This is a genomic window from Pseudomonas sp. 18175 (genome assembly GCF_050432925.1).
Classification (GTDB): Bacteria; Pseudomonadota; Gammaproteobacteria; order Pseudomonadales; family Pseudomonadaceae; genus Aquipseudomonas.
In genome coordinates this window covers 62,309-82,976 of record NZ_JBKFTO010000031.1, presented here as the reverse complement: position 1 = coordinate 82,976, position 20,668 = coordinate 62,309, and the positions used below count along the sequence as shown (strand labels likewise).

Here is a 20,668-nt window from a genome sequence, read left to right as displayed (position 1 = left end):
GAATAGGACTTTCGCATCATCTGCACACCTCGGGTTTGGGCGCCATCATAGCGCCCTATTGATGTGTCCAAATTCATTAGGCCAGTTCAGCTTGCCCCCGATTGCTTCGTATCAGTCAACACTTCTGTGTCTGACACAGTGCCATCGGGGGCAAGCCCCCTCCCACACTAGATCGATGTCAGCTTAGAGTCCGGTGGTGTCCTCGGTGGCATACATCCACCGCAACAACGAATGCCGCCCGCTGATCCCCAGCTTGATCGAGGCGCGCTTGAGGTAGCTCTCAATGGTGTTGACCTTCAACGCCAACTGCTGCGCCAACTCCGGTGCAGTACGCCCGGCCAGCAGGCCTACGCACACCTCCAGCTCACGGTTGGAGAGGGTCAACCCCGATTGCACCAGGCGTTCCTCGATGCGGCGGCGCAGGGTTTCGATGCCGTGGTTTTGCGGCGCGATCACGTCGCCTTCCTGGCGGCACGGTTGGATCGCGGCGATGTGTTTTTCCACCATGGGCAGCAGCAGGGTGGAGAAGTCCTGCAGCATGCTGCGTTCCTGGGGCGAGAAGCTGTCGGAGTGGTGCGAGCGGTACACCGACAACACATAACGCACGTCGTCTTTGCGGCGGGTGAGGTGCAGTTGTGCGGCGGGTTGTGTGTCGTCCAGGGTCGCCACCGAGTCGGTGTACACCGGGCTGATCTTGCGTCGGGTGTGCCCTTCGGCGCTGACTTGCAATTGGGAGATATGGGTGGCGTCCACTGCCAGTTGGGTGAGGATGAGGTCATGCAGCATGCGTGGGAAATGGCGACTGCCGGTGCTGGCGATGACCTTGCCTATATGTGGGAACAGGTGTGAGTTCATCAGTTCGTCCATGAGTGTCGAGTGCAGGTTTTTTCCTTATGGCGGCGGGAGTAAACGGCATACCTGCAGTGATCGTACCTCCCGCCGGAACCTATGCTAGTACAGGCTGGCGGCGGGAGGGGGATCCAATTTGGAAATATCCAGATTAAAAACGCATAACGACGGTTGAAGGATTTATTTCATCCGTTCGTAGGCGACTGCCAGGCTGATCACAGCGCGATACGCACCTGTGCACACAACCCGCCGCCGGGCCGATTGCTCAAGGTCAACGACCCGCCAATCGCCACGGCCAATTGCTGGGCGATGGCCAGGCCCAGTCCGGTGCCACCGGTGCCCCGGTTGCGCGAGCTTTCCACCCGGTAGAACGGCTGCATCACTTGCACCAGTTCGTCCTGAGCGATGCCGGGGCCACGGTCCAGCACGCTGATCGACAGGTCCCCGGTGGGCGTGGAACTCACTTCCAACTCGGCGGCGCCGGCGAATTTCAGGGCGTTGTCCACCAGGTTCACCAGCACCCGGCGCAGGGCATGGGGACGGGTGTCCAACACCACCGCGCTCTTGCCGCTCAGGCTCACGGATTTGTGCATGTCTTGGTAGTCGAACACCAGGCTGTCGAGAAACGCGTCGAGGTCGATGCGGTGGCTGGCTTCAGTGGCGCCGTGCACGCTGCGCGCATAGGCCACGCCTTCGCGCACCAGGTGTTCCATCTCGCCGAGGTCGCTCCAGAGTTTGTCGCGGTCAGCGGAGTCGTCCATGAATTCGGCGCGCAGTTTCATGCGGGTGATGGGGGTTTGCAGGTCGTGTGAGATCGCCGCGAGAATCTGCATGCGCTCCTTGAGGTACTCGGCGATGCGCGTTTGCATCGCGTTGAACGCGGCGGCCGCGTGGGCCACTTCGGTCGGGCCTTTTTCATCCAGCGGCGTGGGGTGGGCGTTGGGGTCCAGGGTTTCCACGGCGCGGGCCAGGCGGGTCAGCGGGCGGACCGCCAGGCGCACGGCAAACCAGGTGCAACCCAGCAACAGCGCCAGTTGCAGCACCAGCACCACGGGCAACCAGTAGGCCACAGGGACCATGGAGGGGCGCACATCGAGGGTGATCGGGCTGCCGTCGGCCAGGGTCAGGTGCGCCTGGAAGTGTTTCTGCACGCCGGGGATATCGCGGAAGGTGAGGGCATAGTGTTCGCCCAGCGCGTCATTGATCGAGGTCGCGGCGATGGGCATATCCTTGCTGTCCATCGGCTCGCCGGGTTCGCCGGCATCCAGCAGGTAGCGGTAGTTCTGTCGGTTGATGCGCGGTAACCAGCTGGCGCGTTCGTCGGCGGGCAGGCGGTCGAGGATCGCCACCGAGGTGGACACGTCGTTCTCCAGGTTGCCCAGCATGGCGGTGCGGGCGCTGATATAGCGCTCGTAGAACTGCGCACTGAACGACAATCCATGGGCGCACAACAAGCTGATCAAGAAGATCAGGGACAACTGTGACGCCAGGGTCCGGGGCCAGCCAAAGCGAACAGTCATTGATCGGCCTCGAGGATTTCCACGGCCAGGGAAAACACATAACCCTCGCTGCGCACGGTCTTGATATAGGCCGGTTCACGGGCGTCATCCAGCAGGCGTTGGCGCAGGCGGCTCACCAGCAGGTCGATGGAGCGGTCGAACAGATCGGCGTCGCGGCCCTGGGTGAGGTTGAGCAACTGGTCGCGGTTGAGTACCCGTTGCGGATGGTCGAGAAATACCCGCAACAAGCGGTATTCGGCGCCGCTCAGGGCCACCAGGGTGTCGTCTTCGTCCAGCAGGTGGCGGGCGGTGGTGTCCAGGCGCCAGCGGCCAAAACGGATCAGCCGCCCGGTCTCGCTCACCACCAGGTTCGGCGGCAACATCCGCGTGCGGCGCAACACGGCGTTGATCCGCGCCAGCAGTTCACGGGCGGCGAAGGGTTTGACCAGGTAATCATCGGCGCCCATTTCCAGGCCGATGATGCGGTCGGTTTCATCGTTGCGCGCGGTAAGCATCAGCACCGGCGTGGCCTTGTGTTTACCTACCCGCAACTCGCGGCACAGCTGCAAGCCATCATCGCCGGGCATCATGATATCCAGCACGATCAGGTCCACCGGGGTGGTGTCGAGGAAGCTGCGCATCTGCCGGCCGTCGGCGACCACCGTGGTGCGCATGCCGTTCTTTTTCAGGTAGTTGCCTACCAGTTCGCGGATCTCCCGGTCGTCGTCGACGATCAGGATGTGATCGACATGATCCATGCTGTATTCCTCGTTAAATGCCTATTGGAGCGCAGTCTAGCCACTGTCGGGGCCCTTGCCTTGTGCCCTTTGTATTGCAGTGTATCTGGCGATAACGAGATACACGACGAAGCAAAAATCCACACGCAGCGAGCGCTTGGAGCCTATATCGGCACGCCTAAGCTAATTCTAAAAAGGTATTTATTGATGGTTTTTAAGATCGTTTAGCTTGGACGCTTCTACAGGCATTTGTTCATGGAGCGAGCCGCCGATGGCCTCTTTGCAATCGATCACCACCTTGCCGCTGCTGGACCTGTCGCAGCTCGACGGCAGCCCCCAGCAACGCCGGCAATTTCTGGATGAGCTGCGCCTGGCCGCACGGCATATCGGCTTTTTCTACCTCACCGGCCACGGCATCGACCCGGTATTGCTCGCCGAGGTACAGCAACAGGCGCGGGCATTTTTTGCCTTGCCCGAGGCCGACAAACTCGCCGTCGGCATGATCAACTCCGCGCATTTTCGCGGCTACAACCGTGCCGCCTCGGAGATCACCCGCGGCCAGCCAGACCTGCGCGAACAGTTCGACGTAGGTGCCGAGCGCGAGCCCCTGGCCACCGCGCAATACCCCGCCGCCTGGGCCCGCCTGCAAGGCCCCAACCAGTGGCCGCAGGCCTTGCCCCAACTCAAACCGCTGGTGCTCGGCTGGCAACAGGCGATGACGCAAATGGCCCTGCGTCTGCTGCGTGCTTTCGCCCAGGCGCTGTCCCTGCCGGAAAACGCCTTTGATGCGCTGTACGGCGACAAACCCAACGAGCACATCAAGCTGATCCGCTACCCCGGTCGCCATGCGCAACAAAGCCGCCAAGGTGTCGGCGCCCACAAGGACTCCGGTTTCCTCAGCTTCCTGCTGCAAGACCAGCAAGCCGGCCTGCAGGTGGAAGTGGAAGAGGGCCGTTGGATCGATGCCTCGCCGCGCCCCGACACGCTTGTGGTGAACATCGGCGAACTGCTGGAACTGGCCAGCAACGGCTACCTGCGCGCCACCGTCCACCGGGTGGTGTCGCCGCCGGTGGGCAGCGAGCGCTTGTCGTTGGCGTTTTTCCTGGGGGCGCAGTTGGATGCGGTGGTGCCGGTGTACCAGTTGGCCCCGGAACTGCTGCGCGATGCCCACGGCCCCGAAAGCGACCCGCGCAACCCGTTGCTGCGCGACGTTGGCTGGAACTACCTCAAGGGCCGCCTGCGTTCCCACCCGGATGTCGCCCAACGGTTTTACGCCGACGCCACACTTCCCCAAGCACTGTCTGCCTGATCTGGAGATCACTATGTTGAAAAAATCCGCCCTTACCCTGGCAGTGTTGCTGGCCTCATTCACCGTATCGGCTGCTGATGCCTTGCGCGTCGCTGCCGACCCGATCCCCCACGCGCAGATCCTTGAATACGTGCAAAAGCTCGACCCGAGCCTGAAGCTGAAAATCATCGAGATCCCCAGCGGTGTGAACTCTAACGAATTGCTGGCCCATGGCGATGTGGACGCCAATTACTTCCAGCACCTGCCGTACCTCAACTCCCAAGAGCAGGCCCTCGGGCAGAAGTTCGCCGTGGCCGCCACCGTGCACATCGAGCCACTGGGCATTTATTCGCGCCGCCATAAGGCCTTCGACCAAGTGCCCGACAAAGGCACGGTGGCTGTGCCCAACAACGTTACCAACCTCAGCCGTGCTCTGTACCTGCTGCAAGCCAATGGCCTGATCAAGCTCAAGCCCGGCTTCAACGATGCGGCCAAGGACCAGGCCACACCCAAAGACATCGCCGAGAACCCCAAGCACCTCAAGATCCTCGAAATCGAATCGCCACAGATCCCGCGCGCGCTGGACGATGTGGACCTGGCGGTGATCAACGGCAACTTTGCCCTGGAGGCAGGCCTGGAACCGGCCAAGGATGCGCTTGGCCTGGAAGCTGCCAAGGGCAACCCCTACGCGAATATCCTGGTGACCACGCCAACACTGGCGAAAGACCCGCGCATCGAGCAGTTGGCCAAAGACCTGCGCTCGCCTGAGGTGGCCAAATTCATCACCGAGAAATACGCAGGCTCCGTGATCCCGGTGGCGGTCGAATGATTGTTGTCGAGGGCGTCAGCAAAACCTACGCAGACGGCCAGCCGGCGGCGTTGGATAACGTGTCGTTGCAGATTGCCGACGGCGCGATCTTCGGCATCGTCGGGCGCAGCGGGGCGGGTAAAAGCACCTTGCTGCGCTGCCTGAACCTGCTGGAGCGGCCTACGTCCGGGCGCATCCTGCTGGATGGCCAGGACCTCACCCAGCTGAGCGACAAGCAACTGCGCCAGCAACGCCAGCGCATCGGCATGATCTTCCAAGGCTTCAACCTGCTGCATTCGCGCAACGTAGCGGACAACGTCGCGGTGCCGCTGGAAATCGCCAAGGTGCCCAAGGCCGAGCGTGCTGCGCGGGTTGCCGAACTGCTGGCGTTGGTGGGCTTGAGCGACAAGGCCCAGGCCTTTCCTTCGCAGCTCTCCGGTGGGCAAAAGCAGCGCGTGGGCATTGCCCGCGCGTTGGCGGCGCGCCCGGCATATCTGTTGTCGGATGAAGCCACAAGCGCCCTGGACCCGGAGACCACCGCGTCGATCCTCGAACTGTTGCGCACTATCAACCGCCAGCTCGGCGTGACCATTGTGCTGATCACCCACGAGCTGGACGTGGTCAAGGCCATCTGCGACAGCGCGGTGTCCCTGGCCGATGGCCGCGTGGTGGAAAGCGGCACCCTCGTGCAGTTGCAGGCCGACCCTTCCTCGCGCCTGGGCCGTTCGTTGGCGCCGAGCCTGCAAGTGGTGAGGGCCGTATGAAAACCGATTGGAATGACATCGTTCAGTTGTTGCTCAACGCCACCGGCGAAACCCTGTACATGGTGTTGCTCGCCGGGCTATTCACGCTGCTGATCGGCTTGCCCCTGGGGGTGTTGCTGTTTGTCAGCCGGCGCGACGGGCTGTTGCCGTTGCCACGTATCAATCGCGCACTGGGGGCGGTGATCAACTTGGGGCGTTCATTGCCGTTTGTGGTGATGTTGATCGCGCTGATTCCGCTGACGCGGCTGATCGTCGGCACCACCTTGGGCAGCACGGCCGCTGTGGTGCCGATCACCATCGGCGCGTTTCCGTTCTTTGCGCGCATTGTCGAAACCGCCCTGGATGAGGTGGACAAAGGCCGCATCGAAGCCATCGTGGCCATGGGCGGAGATATCCGCCATGTGATCCTCAAGGTGCTGCTGCCCGAAGCGTTACCGGCGCTAGTGGCGGGGGTGACCTTGACGTTGGTGATGTTGATCGGCTTTTCGTCCATGGCCGGCGTGATCGGTGGTGGCGGGCTGGGTGACTTGGCGATTCGCTACGGCTACCAGCGTTTCAACAACCAGATCATGGTAGTCACGGTGATTGTGCTGGTGCTGCTGGTGCAGGGCGTGCAAAGCCTCGGGGACCGTTGCGTGAGGTCGTTGGCCCATCGCCGATAAACGGTTATGTACTAATGAATTTTTAATATTTCTAGTTATATGCGCGGCTGGGTACAGTCACCGTTACTTTGTTTATCTCGCCGCCGGGAAATAGTTCATGAACCGTCCCCACGGGCAACCCACGCCGATCCTGACCTTGCCCCAGGGTGAAAAAGACCCGCTGTCGATCCGCGCCAAGGCCCTGGTGTTTGCCGACCCGCGTTCCCTGCAATTGCTCGACTACCTTAAGCGCGTCGGCCCCAGCGATGCGCCCGTGCTGATCAATGGCGAAACCGGCACCGGCAAGGAGCTGGTGGCGCGTTACATCCACAGTGCCAGTGGGCGTACGGGGGCGTTTGTGCCGGTGAACTGCGGCGCCATCAGTGAAACCCTCGCCGAAAGCGAGTTTTTCGGGCATGAAGCAGGGGCGTTTTCCGGTGCCGTGGGCCGACGTGGTGGCTGGTTTGAAGAGGCCGATGGCGGCACCCTGTTCCTGGATGAAATCGGCGACCTGCCGTTGCCTTTGCAGGTGAAGTTGCTGCGGGTGCTGCAAGAACAGGAAGTGGTGCGCGTCGGCTCGCGCAAGCCGATCAAGATCAATATCCGCCTAGTCACCGCCACCAATATCGACCTGGAACAGGCGGTGGAGGCGGGCAACTTCCGACTGGATCTGTTCTACCGCATCAACGTCGCCCAGGTGCAGGTGCTGGCGCTGCGGGAACGTCCGTTGGATATCCTGCCGCTGGTGGAGCACTTTCGGCGGTTGTACAGCGCCAGGTTGAAAATCGCCGAGCCGATGCTCTCTGAATCCGCTACACAAGCGCTGCTGGATTACCCGTGGCCGGGCAATATCCGCGAGTTGGAAAACGTAGTGCACCTGGCATTGCTAGTGGCTGGCGACAAGCCGATCATGCCCAGCCACCTCAAGTTCTCGGCCGGGCTCAGTGCACTGCACGCCAGCGCCAACAACGGTGCACCGCGCATTCCCCAGGAGGTGATGCGCGAGCAGTTGTTGCGCTTGTTCGAAGTGCCGGGGGATACCTTGTTGCACGATATCGAGGACCTGATCGTGCGCGAGGCCTTTGCCTTTTGTGGCTTCAACCAACTGCGCACGGCGGATCTGCTGGGCATCACCCGCAATGCCATGCGCACGCTGCTGGTCAACCACGGCATGCTCAAGGGGCGCGCGAAGCCCTGAGCAGCAACGCTTCAAACAGCTTCTGCGCGTGTGGCAGGTCGCTGTGGGCCACATTGAAGCGCATTGAATCGGGTTGCGTCGGGTCGTAGCCAAACAGCGTCCCCGGCGCCAACACCATGCCGTGTTTCAACGCTTCCTGGGCCAGCCATTCGCCGCTCACCCCTTGGGGCAGGCGCGCCCAGATAAACATTCCGCCTTCATAGGCCATCGGCAGTTCGCAGCCGCAGCGCTTGAGCCATTGCTCGACGCGCCCGCCGGCCTCCACCAAACGTTGGACCATGCGCTTGCGGTGCTTGGCGTAGCTGCCTTCGCTGAGCATGCGGTACACGATTTGCTCGAACAGCTCCGAGGTGATGCCGCCGCTCATCAACTTCATGTTGGTCAGGTTGGCCGCCAGCTGCGGCGCGGCCACCACAAAGCTGACGCGGGTGTTGGCGCTGAGGACCTTCGAGAACCCCGACAGGTAGGTGACTTGCTCAAGCCCAGCGAGGGCGGCCAGGCGTGGGGGCGGGTTGGGGTGCAGGTCGCCGTAGAGGTCATCCTCGACAATATGGCAGTGGTATTGCTGGGTCAGTTGCAGCAGGCGAAAGGCCTGGCTGGGGCTGAACGTATGACCGGTAGGGTTGTGCAGCACGCTGGTGGTGAGGTACAGGCTGGGACGATGTTCGGCCAACAGCTGTTCGAGGGCGGTAAAGTCGAAACCATCGGGGCGGCGCTCGATAGTCACCACCTTGACCCCATGCAGGGCCAGGTTGGCGTGGAAGTTGAAGTAGCACGGCGTGTCCAGCAAGACGGTGTCGCCGGGGCGCGCGAGCAGGCGCATGAGCATGTCCAGGCCCTGCACGGTGTTGGGGGTGGTGATGATCTGTTCCACCGACACCGACAGGCCTTCGCCGTGTAGCTTCTGTTGCAACGCCTGGCGCAACGGCAACAGCCCCGCTGGCGTGCCCAGACCGGCGATGCGCAGCGACGGTGCGCGCACCACGCTGCGCATGGCTTGGCGAATCGCATCGCTGTCGAGCCAGTCTTCCGGCAGGTGACCGCCGCCGGGACGTTGGTCGCCGTGCACGGTGGCCAAGGGGCGGCGCAGTACGCTGAGCAAATCCTGGGGCAATAACTCCACCCAGCTCGACGAGGCCGGGCGCACGCTGTCTATCGCCACGAAGTAGCCGCGGCCTTGGCTGGAGGTGAGCAGGTTGCGCCCGCGCAGTCGGTCCAGGGCTTCGTTGAGGGTGAATTTGCTGACGCCCAGGGTCTGAGTCAACTCACGCACAGAGGGCAGCTTGCTGCCGGGGGGCCACTCGCCGTTTTCGATGGCCTGGCTGAACGCCTCGACGATCTGCTGCACCTTGGGTGTACCCGGCACAAAGGCAATGGCGGAGACAAACATGAACCGTCCTTGTGTTTGCTGGTGATTTCACCGGTAAAGTCCGGCAGGATTAGGCCTGACTTTACCTGCCTTGCGCAATGCCGCTTGCCTAGACTGCGCGCTCTCCTCCCAAGGCTCCGTCCATGACCAGCGCGCTGACCCTTTCGTCATTCCTGTACTTCCTGTTGTTTTGCACCACCATTACCTTCAGCCCCGGCCCCATGACCTTGTTGCTGTTGAGCCTGGGGCTCAAGGACGGCCTGCGCCACTCGATCCCGGCGCAGGTGGGCGCCAGTGTGTCCTACCTGATTTCGATCCTGATCTTTGCCGTGGGCTTTTCGGAGCTGATCAAGGGCAACCCGACCATTACCCAGGGCATCCAACTGGTGGGGGTGGCCTACATTCTGTATCTGGCCTACAAGCAGTGGACCAGCAGCGGCGTGTCGATCGACAAGGGCGCAGGCGTGGAAGGTGCGCGCAGCCTGTTCGGCAAGGGCTTCTTGACCGGCTTTTCCAACCCCAAGGCCATCATTATGTTCAGCGCGGTGTTCCCGCAGTTTGCCGGGGCAGGGGGGCACAACTCATCGGTGGACATCGCCATCCTTGGCGCGACCTTCTTGTTGCTGCAATTTGCCAGTGGCTGCCTGTATTGCTATTTCGGCCAACGTATCAAGCACGTGCTGGAGAACCCTCAGCGGCGGGTGTTGTTGCAGCGGGCCACGGCGGTATTGCTGTTGAGCGTTGCCGTGATGTTGGCGCGCGGGTTTTCCCACTGACTGTGTGCAATGGCTGGTTGTGATGAGGGTGGCTGAGGGTATGAGCGGTAGTGGCGATTTGCCGTTGCCCTGATAGACTCCAGGCACTCATCCAGGATTACACCCCACCATGCCAGCCGCAGGAGGAAAGGGACTTCCGCTCGCTTCGCGCTTGTATAAATCCCGCACCCTGGGGCTGACGCTCGGCTTTGTGTGCGTAGTGTTCGGCATGTACCCGCTGCATCCACCGACCTGGGTGTGGGTGTGGATGGTGATCAACGCCTTTGTCTGGCCCCACCTGGCCTTTCAAGTCTCGCTACGGGCCGCCAACTCACTGCGCAGTGAGCGGCGCAACCTATTGTTCGATTCGTTCTGCGGCGGTTTCTGGGTCGGCGCCATGCACTTCAACCCGCTGCCCAGCGTGACCACCTTGTCGATGATGACCATGAACAACGTCGCCATCGGCGGCCCCCGCTTTATGCTGGCGGGTTGGGTGGCGCAAGGGTTGGGTATCGGCACGGCGCTGTTGATCTTCGCCCCGGCCTTTGTGGCGGTGACCACCCAGACCCAGCTCTACGCTTGCCTGCCGATCCTGATGCTTTACCCACTGGCCCTGGGGTGGATCTGTTACCGCCAGGCTGTGACCCTGGCCCGGCACAAACGCGAGCTGCTGGCCCTGAGCCGTACCGACAGCCTGTCCGGCCTGCTTAACCACGGCGCCTGGAAAGACCACCTGGAAATCGAATTCCAACGCTGCCGCCGAGGCCCCACGGGGGCTGCAATAGCGTTGATCGACATCGACCACTTCAAGACCATCAATGACACCTATGGCCATGTCACTGGCGATATCGTGCTGCGCCAATTGAGCAAGGTGCTGCGCCAAAACCTGCGGGTCACCGACCTCGCCGGACGCTATGGCGGCGATGAGTTCTGCGTGATCCTGCCGGACATGCCCTTAGGCCGCGCCACTGAGGTGATGGACGCCTTGCGCGACCGCTTCAACGCCCAGGCGTATGCCCAGGACCCGACTTTGCGCGCCAGTTTGAGCATTGGGCTGGCGCCCTATCAGCCCGCCCATGCGGATTCGACAAGCTGGCTCAACGATGCCGACCAGGCGTTGTACGAGGCCAAGAGCAGTGGACGCAACCGTGTCAGTTCGGTGCAGGGGAGTTGGTTGCGATCGATCTAGTGGGGTAGGGTGTGGCAGCACCTTCCAACAAAAAACAAGGATCGGTTCATGCTCTTCAACTTCCCCCGCACCTTCCTGGCCGCCGCCCTGGCCATGTCCTTCGCCCTGCCGGCCTACAGCGCCGAGCCCCACAAGCAGATCCAGGCACAGTCCGAACAGTACAAGGCCGAGGCCCTGAAACTGCTGGAGCGGTTGGTCAATATCGACTCCGGTTCAGGCTACGGCCCGGGCTTGACCCAGGTCAGCGACATTGCCGTCGATGAACTCAAACAATTGGGCTTCACCATTGAGCGGGTGCCAGATGCCGCTGCCAACAGCAGCCATGTGATCGCCACCCTCAAGGGCACCGGCAAGGCCAAGATCCTGCTGATGGCCCACATGGACACCGTGTTCAAGGAAGGCTCGGCCGCCGAACGCCCGTTCCATATCAAGGACGGTCGCGCCTATGGCCCCGGCGTGATGGATGACAAGGGCGGCATCGTCGCCGGCATCTACGCGCTCAAAGTCCTCAAGGACCAGGATTTCAAGGACTACGCGCAAATCACCTTCTTGCTCGATGCCAGCGAAGAAACCGGCTCCGACATCGCCTCCGACCTGATCCGCAAAACCGCCAAGGGCCAAGACGTGACCCTCAACCTCGAACCCGGCCGCCCGGCCGATGGCTTGGTGGTGTGGCGCAAAGGCAGCGCCACTGCCGTGGTCGAAGTCAAAGGCAAGGCCGCCCACGCCGGCGTCGCCCCAGAACTGGGACGCAACGCCGCCATGGAGGCTGCGCATCAGATCTTGCAACTGGGCAAGTTGGGGGATGAAGAGAAGAAAACCACCATCAACTTTACCGTGCTCAAGGCGGGGGACCGGGTGAACGTGATTCCCGATCAGGCTACTGCCAAAGCGGACGTACGTGCAGCGTTGCCGGAAGAGTTCGACCGCATCGAGCAGGACCTGGCGCGGGTCTCGGTCAACAAGTTGATCCCGGAGACCGAGGTGAAAACCACCCTGCAACGTGGGTTGCCACCGATGCCGCAGACGCCGGAGTCAGACAAGTTGGTCGCGATTGCCCAGGGGATCTATGGGGAGTTGGGCCGTAAGTTGACCATCGAAGGCAGCGGCGGCGCGGCAGATGCGAGTTTGTCGGCCGGGGTAGGTACGCCGACGTTGGATGGGTTTGGGATTGTGGGCGGGAATATTCACACGCCGGAGGAATACGCGGAGGTGGAGAGTGTGGTGCCACGCGTGTATTTGTTGAGTCGGATGATTATGGAGCTGAGCAAACGTTGATCTGGCTGGGCGGTATCCATCCTTGATTGCNTTCACACGCCGGAGGAATACGCGGAGGTGGAGAGTGTGGTGCCACGCGTGTATTTGTTGAGTCGGATGATTATGGAGCTGAGCAAACGTTGATCTGGCTGGGCGGTATCCATCCTTGATTGCGCAGCCCATCTACTGTGGTGAGCGAGCTTGCTCGCGCTGGGCTGCGCAGCAGCCCCAATACAGACGATAGTGATCTACCTGAACACACCCATTGCTTGGAGTTGGGGCCGCTTCGCGGCCCAGCGCGAGCAAGCTCGCTCACTACAGGGTGAGGGGAGGCTCACCACGTTGAGGGGTCTTCGAGGCTGGCTTTTTGGAGGTCGTCTTTCCAGGTATTTTGAGCAACAAGATATACGGCTGCCAAGAAGTCTCTAGGACTTTCAAGGTTGTACCATTCTGATCTGGGCCATGAGCTTGTCTCGTCATCGCTTATTTCAAATAAGTTTTGGAAGTCGTAATTTTCTTCGGTTAAGTGTTCTTTAAGTTTTTTAAGCAAAAGGTATTTATGTCGGTAAGTGAGGTACGGTAAATCCAGAGCGTAATTTTTTATTAGAAACTCTCGGTCGTTTTTGTCATTTGGATTGTATCTTTGCAATCTGGCGCCTAACTCTTGCTCGCGGTCATAAACGTCAAACACTCCAATGAACCATTTGAGACTAGGGTCGAACGGTTCATTTAAAAAAGGATCTTTCAACATTATTTTTTCTCGCTAGGAAAAGCCGTAAATGGTCTGTCGTTGTCTTTTTTGTCAAACTTGACCTCAAACCAGTTCATATTTTCGTTAAGATGTGGATTTTCTGTATCCTTCTTGTTTGGTCTGTAATCCCGACCTGCGCCTGCTAATTCTAATCTTAGTATAGGGTTTTTATTTTGATCTTTTCCATTGGACGGTTCTAATCCAAGCGATTTTCGAGTCATGGCCTTATTCAAAGCGCTTAGTTGCATTTTCCAACTATGAAACTGCGAGCTTGAATTTCCTTTTCCACTTGGGCTAGGTAACCCTGTGCCGGGATCTGTACCGTCTATAGCCCTCTGTTTTAATGCAGGGTCGGCGACTTCAGAACCGTGTTTTGCGACAGTGTGCATGTCATATTTTTCCTCATATTCCCAAACTCGGCGCTTTGCATTAGCCTCTGTTAGTTCATCAATTCTTGCCTGTCGCTCAGCCCGCGTCAGCTGCGGTAACGCAGGTTCTCCGTGGTCAACACCCGCAGTGGGTTGCTGCGCGGTAGCGCTTGGTTTGCAACCATCCGCGCCTGGGCATGTGCTTAAACCCAGTGGATCGATCCATCCCGTTGGGTTGGGCACATACTGGTACGTGTTAATCCCACCCGCCAACTTCACTGGGTCAGGCGTGAGGTAGCGACCAATATCCCGATTGTAGTAGCGATGGCGGTTGTAGTGGAGCCCGCTTTCCTGATCGAGGTACTGGCCTTGGAAGCGCAGTGGGTTGTCGATTTTGGCGACGTCGAGGTGGGAGATTTCGCCGTAGGCGCGGTAATGCGCGGACCAGACGATTTCGCCGTCTGGGGCGGTGAGTTCCTGGGGCGTGCCGAGGTGGTCGAGTTGGTAGTGGTAGGGCTTGGTCGCTTTGGGGCCGAAGCCTTCCAGTAGGGCCAGTGGACGAAAGCTATCCGGCTCGTAGAGATAGCTGCGGTGTTGATCCTTGTGATGCTCGGCGATGAGTTTGTCGCCTTGCCAGAAAAACTCCGTGGTTTCCCCATCCACGGTTTTGCTGATACGCCGCCCAAACGGGTCATAGCGATAGCTGGCGGTTTGGCCGTTGGGTTTTTTGACTTCGATTAACCGGTGCTGGCAGTCGTAGCGGTATTCGGTAACTAACGCGTGGCCTTTGCCGCGTCGTTCACGGATGAGGTTGCCGAAGGCGTCGTAGTCGTAGTGGTTATCGCCCTGCATCAGCAGACGATTACCCGCCACGATGTCGGGACCGGGGCGGTCTTGCATCAGCAGGTTGCCCGCCGGGTCGTGGGCGAAACGTTCTTGCAGGTCCTGGGAGTGGTCGGCGAGGGTCAGGCGGTTGAGTGGGTCGTACTGGTAAAGGTGTTCGCCTTTGCGGGTGTCTAGGAGTCGAGTGAGGTTTCCGGTTTTGTCGTAGTCGTATTGGCGTTGGTAGAGGTAGTGCTCGTGTTGGGTGACGGCGTGGGCGTGCAGGCGTTGTTGGTCGTCGTAGTGGTAATGGCTGAGGAGTTGGCCTTGTTGGCGTTGATGTTCCTGGCCGGATTTGTAGAGGTGTGAAGTGAGGATTTCGCCGTTCAGTTCGACTGTGGCGAGATGGCCGCCCTTGGCGTGGTTGTAGGTGACGCGGTTGTTATCTGGTAGGCGCAACTTTTGAAGTTGGCCGCACGCGTCGTAGCTGTAACGCAGAGTGCCCCAGCCTTGGTGTTCGGCGGTGAGGCGGTTCTGTTGATCGTATTCGTACGCTAAAAACCAGTGGCTGTCGTCGACGCTTAGGAGATTGCCCTGGCGGTCGTAGGCATAGTCGATAGCCTTTCCATCAGGCAGGGTTTTTCGTACCAGGCGCCCGGCGAAGTCGCGTTCGTAGCGGGTAACTAACTGACTACCGTCATCGCCGTGTTCGGTTTTTTCTTGCAGATTGCCGTTGTGGTCGTAGACGTAGGCAGTGCGTTGGCCGTCAAAACCCGTTTCCTGTTGAATCAGGCCGTTGGGGTGGTAATCCAGCCGGTAGCTTTCGCCAACCTCATTTTCGATCTCGGTCAGCAGTAACCGGGTGTTGTCGTAACGGTATTTAACCTGGGTGCCATCAGCGTTGATGCGACGGCTGATCAGATGCAAACCATCGGCATATTCGTACCGCGTCACGCGCCCGAGTTCATCGCGTTCGGCGGTGATTTTTCCGTAGGGGTTGTAGCTGTATTCCCGCGTTAAACCACCGGGCAGCACCACACGCACCAAGCGCCCAACGCTGTCCCACTGATACTCGGTCAGCGAGCCACGGTCGTCTTCCCGCGCAATCTGCCGCCCAATATCGTCATAGCGATAACGCTTGATGCCGCCATTGGGCAGTTGCTCTTCAATGAGCTGCCCGCGCTCATTCCAGACCAGTCGCTGAGAGCTGTGATCCGGGTACCAAACTCCAACCAACTGCCCATATTTGTTGTAGGTGTAATCGGTGATATGCCCATCAGGATCAATCTTGCGCGTGACATCGCCTTGGTCATTGCGCTCATATTTCCAAACCGCGTCATCGCGCCGCACCACCCGTACGAAGCCATTGTCATGCTCGTAGGTCGTCGGCTCATCATCCCCAGGGAAAAACGCCACCAAACGCCCAGCGTCGTCATACTGATACGCCGTCACCGCCCCCAGCGGGTCTTGCTCCACCGTTAGCCGGCCGTTGTCGTCGTAGGATTTGAAGTGCTTAGCGCCGTCCGGATCGATACGCTGTACCAGTCTTGCGCGCTGGTCATGCACATAGACTTCCTGGCTGCCATCGGCGTTAAACACCGTGACGCGGCCGTTGTCATCCCAGTCATACCGCGTGTCCATCTGCGAAAAACTGGCCCAATGCCGGACGCATCGCGCCGCCTTACCAGAGCGTTCCCACGCCCAGAAGAAACTCGCCCCACCGGCCAAGCCGCGTTCAAGAATGACGTGCTGATCGTCGTAGCGATAAGTCTCGGTTTCGCCTACGGCATTGGTCGCCGAAACCAGCCTGCCGAGTTCGTCATAGGCGTAGGAAACCACGCAATGTTCGGTGACCCAGACGTAGGGCTCATAGTCCTTGGCCCGCTGAATCTGGTACTCCACCGCAACGATTCGACCGAGCGAGTAGCGCAAGAACAGCGAGCGACCCACACCGTTATCCACCCGTTCAATGCGGCCCAAAAAGTCCCGGGAAATACGCAGCCGGTTGCCATACGCATCACTGATCGCCGTCAGCGAGCCGTTAACAAAATGGTAAAAACGTGCCGCCTGAGCCAGCACCAACTCATCCGGAAAATCCCCCAGATAAATCGCCACTTCGGCCAAACTATTGGTGATCGCGGGCCGAGTAGTGGTCGGCAAGGGCAACTCAGTCGAGCGATTCTCCTGATCGGTCCACACCACCGAATCACCAGCAACAGAAAGCCGATGCGCCAGCGAGTGACTCCAGCCAAACCCCAAGCCGCAATCCACTTCCACCGCACTGGTGCGATACAACCGGGTCCACTCAAACGGCAAAATCCCGTCCAGCGCTCCATCCACCAAAGTCAGCAGCTCTTCGCCGGTGACCATCGACACCGGGCAGCCATTGGTGGCGGTTTTATCCGCACTTGAAGCCGCATCACCGTTCGGGTTTTTCCCCGAAACCGGCACGTCATCCACAGGCTCTTTTTGCTTCAACACAGCGTTCTGCCGCGCCTTCCAGCGCATCTGCATCGTGCCTTGCTTCACCGCGCCGACCACCCCACGAACCGCCACCGCCTTATAGCGATTCACCGCCTGCATAAACCGGGTCAGAATCTCCAGCAGCCCCTTAACAAACCCCACCGCAGCGTTAAGGATCTGCTGGCCATACCTGACCAACCGCACCGTCAAATACCCCACACCCGCCGCCGGCAACGCGATGGTCAGCACCAGCGCAATCACCAGGTCGATCAACAACGACACCACAAACCCAGCCGCCACTTCGGCGAGCGCACTGGGCGGCAACGCGTCAAGCCACACCATCGCCGTGCGCAGCATCAGAAACAGCGCCGCTTCATCACTGGCCAGCAACATGGCCTGTTCCATGATCTTGGGCGCATCGGTGGCGATTTTCGCCAACGACGCCGCTTGTTCGCCCAACTCTTCGACGTACTTCAACGGGTCGGCAAGAATCGCCTGCACCCGCTTGATGCTGTCCCACACCTCACGAATCGCCGCCCAACTGCCCGCCAACAAACCGCTGCCAATCGCGCTGGCGGTGGACTGTTGCCAATGGGGTTTAAAGCCTTGCCACTGCTCGCGAAGCCACTGCTCCAGGTCCGCCGTCAGCCCGGCGTAGGAGGCAAACAACGCGTCCACCTGCTCGCCAGAAACGCCGCCCTGCACCCGCACCTGATAACGCCCACCCGCCGCGCAGTGGTGTGAACCTTTGCCGTGTTCATCGAGCATGATCACGGTGGAACTGCCGTCATCGAGCCCGATGACCTCGACCGGAATGTCACCGATCGGCACGTCATACACCGACTCGAACTGGCTCTCGATTTTCAACTCACCGCCAAGAGGGCAGCGGGCCACAGTGGAAAATTCCGGATCAGTCATGCTCACCGAAAGCTGCGAATCCCCCACCCGAAACACCCGATCCATCCCCAGCAACGACGGCAAATCGGCCGCATGGCTCACCGAATCCAGGGCACGCGAATACCAGGCGTTCATCTGTTTGCGGTAGATCGCCAGGCTCTGATGAAAGCCATCCAGCTCGTGTTCGATAAGGGCAATGTGCGAAGCGTGGGTCATCCGTGACGTCTCGGCAGAGGGCAAGGCGTCGGAGAATGCCGTAGCAAAAAGCGGCTGGATGAGCGGTTGGGAAAATCAGAAAAGGCTCACCGCAAGCCCGAAAAAACCGCGATAAAACCTGCTAAAAAGCCACATGAAAAGCCGATCAAACTGATTGCCGCAAACCCTCTCAAATAAAAATCGCTCTCATCCTTGCCCGATCCTGCGAGCTGGCCGTCATGGTTAATAGAACCTCTATTACGCAGGATTTCCCATGTCGCGCTTTGCTCGTCCCTTGCACCCATTGGCCTTGTCCGTGGCGATGGCTGTTGCCGCTGTGCCGTTGCTGACCGTTGAGTCCGCCTTCGCCGAAGAAAGCAGCCGCGCCGTGCGCAGCTTTCAGATTCCGGCCGGCGACTTGAGCCAGGCACTCAATAGCCTGGCGGAACAAGCGGGGCTGGTATTGGCGTTTGATGCGAGCCTGACCCGTGGCAAACACAGCAATGGCTTGAGCGGGCAATACGACATCGATGTGGCTCTGAACCAACTGCTGGCCGGCAGCGGCCTGCAAGCGTTAAAACTCTCCGCCGATCGCTACCGCCTGGAAGCTATCCCGGATAACGGCGGCGCCATGGAGTTGCAGGCCACCACCATCAGCGCTGCCTACCAGGCCGAAAACCCCACCGGGCCGGTGTCGGGTTACGTGGCCACCCGCAGCCTGTCGGGCACCAAGACCGATACGCCGATCATCGAGACGCCGCAGTCGATTTCCGTGGTGACCAAAGACCAGATGCGCGCGCAGAACGCTGAGAGCCTCAACCAGATCCTGCGCTACAGCGCCGCCGTGGTCCCGGAAACCCGTGGCGCCACGGCCTCGCGCCTCGATCAGTTGACCATCCGCGGTTTTTCGCCGGCGACCTACCTTGATGGCCTGCGCATGCCAACGAGCCGTGATGCCTTGCCGCAAAAGGATGCCTTCGACCTGGAACGCGTTGAAGTCCTACGCGGCCCGGCCTCGGTGTTGTACGGGCAGGGCACGCCCAGTGGTGTGATCAACATGGTCAGCAAGCGCCCGCTGGACACGCCATTCCATGAGATCGGCGTGGAATACGGCACCTTCGACAAGAAACGCACCACCTTCGACCTGAGCGGGCCGATTGATGACCAGGGTGTGTATTCCTACCGCGTGGCCGGCCTTTTCGATGATGCCGATGGGCAGGTGGAGCACACCGAGACTCGGCGCCAGTCGTTGTCAACGGCGCTGACCTGGCGCCCAGATGACAACACGTCGTTGACCCTGCTCGGGCATTTCCAAAAGGACCCCAAGGGTGCGTCCTACGGTTCGGTGCCGGCCTGGGGCTCGGTGTTGCACAGCCCGGTGGGGCGCGACATCGATGTGGGGTTCTATGATGGCGAAAAGGACTTCGAGAAAAGCGACCGCGAGTATTACTCCATCGGCTATGCGTTCGAACATCACTTCGACGATGTGTGGACCGTGCGCCAGAATGCGCGCTACCTGCGTAGCGAAGGCCAGTACCGCAGCCTCTACAGCAACAACCTGCGCAGTGACTATCGCACCATGCAACGCGCGACCATCGCCAGCGATGTCAACCTGGATGCGTACGCCTTGGACAACCAGGTGCAGGCCAAATTTGACACCGGTCCGCTGCAACACACCCTGTTGATGGGTGCCGATTACCAGTACACCAGCACTGACACGCTGTCGGGTTCGACCCGGGCCGGTACCGCGCCGACCCAGGATATTTTCGACCCGGTCTACGGCGTTGCCATCCCCGTGCCGGCCTACACCACTGACGGCACTTCCCGTAGCCAGCAGACCGGCGTTTATCTGCAAGAACAGCTGAAGTGGGACAAGTGGGTCCTACTGCTGGGCGGTCGCTATGACTGGGCCAGCACCGACAACAGCACCAAGACCCTGAGCAGCGGGGCCAAGTCCAAATCGTCCCTGGATGACAAGGCCTTTACCGGCCGTATCGGCCTGGTCTACCTCTTTGATAATGGACTGGCGCCGTATGCAAGCTATTCGGAGTCGTTCCAGCCGCAATCGGGTACGGGCTACGGCGGTTCGGCGTTCCTGCCGACCGAGGGTAAACAATACGAAGTGGGCATCAAGTACCAGCCGCCGGGCAGCAACAGCTTTATCAGCGCGGCAATCTTCGACCTGCGCCAAAGCAATGTGCTGACCACCGACCCGGACCCGGATCACATCTGTGGCTCCGGCCGTTGCCAGAGCCAGGACGGCGAAGTGCAGTCCCGTGGTTTTGAGCTGGAAGGCAAGGCCAGCCTCAACGACAACCTGGACATTACCGCGGCATATGCCTACCTGGATAACCGCATCACCCAGTCCAACAACACCGTCCAGTACGCCCCGATCACTGATGTCGGCGTGGGCCCCGCGCTGTCGGCCAAAGGCACCACAACCTATGCCGTACCTCGCCATACGGCGTCCGCATGGGCCGACTACACCTTCCATGACGGCAACCTCAAGGGCTTCGGTGCCGGTGCGGGTGCGCGTTATGTTGGCTCGTCCTGGGGCGATACCGCCAACACCCTGAAAGTGCCGGGCTACACCCTGTTCGATGCGGCAGTGCACTACGACATCCCGAATATCACCAGCCTTAAAGACAACCTGCGCCTGGCCCTCAATGCCACGAACCTGGCGAATAAAGAGTACGTCGCGTCGTGTTATTCCTACTCGTGGTGCTGGTATGGCTCACAGCGCACCGTGCAGGCGAGTGCCACTTATCAGTGGTGATAAGGCAATTTAATGGCCCCTTTGTAACAAAATCCTCGCCAG

At 60.2% G+C, this 20,668-nt stretch carries 15 protein-coding genes; 9 read left to right on the top strand and 6 right to left on the bottom strand.

Annotated features, from left to right (window positions below; genetic code table 11):
* Positions 1–183: 183 nt before the first annotated feature.
* The 3 genes from ACLD1Y_RS28815 to ACLD1Y_RS28805 all read right to left on the bottom strand — a co-directional run bounded on the left by ACLD1Y_RS28815 (position 184) and on the right by ACLD1Y_RS28805 (position 3,106).
* Positions 184–855, bottom strand: a complete 672-nt coding sequence (locus tag ACLD1Y_RS28815) for a response regulator transcription factor (protein WP_429481064.1) — start codon at positions 853–855, stop codon at positions 184–186.
* A gap of 209 nt (positions 856–1,064) precedes the next feature.
* Positions 1,065–2,369, bottom strand: coding sequence for an ATP-binding protein (locus ACLD1Y_RS28810; protein WP_429481063.1), 1,305 nt, complete (start codon positions 2,367–2,369; stop codon positions 1,065–1,067).
* Complete coding sequence (locus tag ACLD1Y_RS28805) at positions 2,366–3,106, bottom strand: response regulator (RefSeq protein ID WP_135289799.1); 741 nt, start codon at positions 3,104–3,106, stop codon at positions 2,366–2,368. The genes ACLD1Y_RS28810 and ACLD1Y_RS28805 overlap by 4 nt, the downstream gene beginning before the upstream one ends.
* A 250-nt stretch (positions 3,107–3,356) precedes the next feature.
* On the opposite strand from ACLD1Y_RS28805, the gene ACLD1Y_RS28800 reads away from it, so the two are divergent.
* The 5 genes from ACLD1Y_RS28800 (at position 3,357) to ACLD1Y_RS28780 (ending at position 7,784) form a co-directional block, all read left to right on the top strand.
* Positions 3,357–4,394, top strand: coding sequence for an isopenicillin N synthase family dioxygenase (locus tag ACLD1Y_RS28800; RefSeq protein ID WP_429481062.1), 1,038 nt, complete (start codon positions 3,357–3,359; stop codon positions 4,392–4,394).
* A 13-nt stretch (positions 4,395–4,407) separates the two neighbouring features.
* Positions 4,408–5,202: a MetQ/NlpA family ABC transporter substrate-binding protein gene (locus ACLD1Y_RS28795; RefSeq protein ID WP_429481061.1), complete on the top strand. Its 795-nt coding sequence runs from the start codon at positions 4,408–4,410 to the stop codon at positions 5,200–5,202.
* Positions 5,199–5,945, top strand: a complete 747-nt coding sequence (locus tag ACLD1Y_RS28790; protein WP_429481060.1) for a methionine ABC transporter ATP-binding protein — start codon at positions 5,199–5,201, stop codon at positions 5,943–5,945. Before ACLD1Y_RS28795 ends, ACLD1Y_RS28790 begins: the two co-directional genes overlap by 4 nt.
* Complete coding sequence (locus tag ACLD1Y_RS28785; protein ID WP_429481059.1) at positions 5,942–6,607, top strand: methionine ABC transporter permease; 666 nt, start codon at positions 5,942–5,944, stop codon at positions 6,605–6,607. Before ACLD1Y_RS28790 ends, ACLD1Y_RS28785 begins: the two co-directional genes overlap by 4 nt.
* 97 nt (positions 6,608–6,704) lie before the next feature.
* On the top strand, positions 6,705–7,784 hold the full coding sequence (locus ACLD1Y_RS28780; RefSeq protein ID WP_429481058.1) for a sigma-54 interaction domain-containing protein: 1,080 nt from the start codon (positions 6,705–6,707) through the stop codon (positions 7,782–7,784).
* Here ACLD1Y_RS28780 and ACLD1Y_RS28775 read toward each other — a convergent pair.
* Positions 7,762–9,174, bottom strand: a complete 1,413-nt coding sequence (locus tag ACLD1Y_RS28775) for a PLP-dependent aminotransferase family protein (protein WP_429481057.1) — start codon at positions 9,172–9,174, stop codon at positions 7,762–7,764. The genes ACLD1Y_RS28780 and ACLD1Y_RS28775 overlap by 23 nt on opposite strands.
* Before the next feature lie 122 nt (positions 9,175–9,296).
* Here ACLD1Y_RS28775 and ACLD1Y_RS28770 point away from each other — a divergent pair, with 122 nt between their 5' ends.
* The 3 genes from ACLD1Y_RS28770 (at position 9,297) to ACLD1Y_RS28760 (ending at position 12,375) form a co-directional block, all read left to right on the top strand.
* Positions 9,297–9,929: a LysE family translocator gene (locus ACLD1Y_RS28770; protein WP_429481056.1), complete on the top strand. Its 633-nt coding sequence runs from the start codon at positions 9,297–9,299 to the stop codon at positions 9,927–9,929.
* Between the two features lie 109 nt (positions 9,930–10,038).
* On the top strand, positions 10,039–11,097 hold the full coding sequence (locus ACLD1Y_RS28765) for a diguanylate cyclase (RefSeq protein WP_429481055.1): 1,059 nt from the start codon (positions 10,039–10,041) through the stop codon (positions 11,095–11,097).
* A gap of 48 nt (positions 11,098–11,145) precedes the next feature.
* Positions 11,146–12,375, top strand: coding sequence for a M20/M25/M40 family metallo-hydrolase (locus ACLD1Y_RS28760; protein ID WP_429481054.1), 1,230 nt, complete (start codon positions 11,146–11,148; stop codon positions 12,373–12,375).
* Positions 12,376–12,688: 313 nt separating this feature from the next.
* Here ACLD1Y_RS28760 and ACLD1Y_RS28755 read toward each other — a convergent pair whose 3' ends face one another.
* Together ACLD1Y_RS28755 and ACLD1Y_RS28750 are read right to left on the bottom strand one after the other, a co-directional pair.
* Positions 12,689–13,105, bottom strand: coding sequence for a hypothetical protein (locus ACLD1Y_RS28755; protein ID WP_429481053.1), 417 nt, complete (start codon positions 13,103–13,105; stop codon positions 12,689–12,691).
* Entirely contained in the window at positions 13,105–17,871 is a 4,767-nt protein-coding gene (locus ACLD1Y_RS28750; protein ID WP_429481052.1) for an RHS repeat-associated core domain-containing protein, read from the bottom strand. Before ACLD1Y_RS28750 ends, ACLD1Y_RS28755 begins: the two co-directional genes overlap by 1 nt.
* Positions 17,872–18,124: 253 nt before the next feature.
* On the opposite strand from ACLD1Y_RS28750, the gene ACLD1Y_RS28745 reads away from it, so the two are divergent.
* Entirely contained in the window at positions 18,125–20,626 is a 2,502-nt protein-coding gene (locus tag ACLD1Y_RS28745) for a TonB-dependent siderophore receptor (protein WP_429481051.1), read from the top strand.
* Positions 20,627–20,668 lie beyond the last annotated feature (42 nt).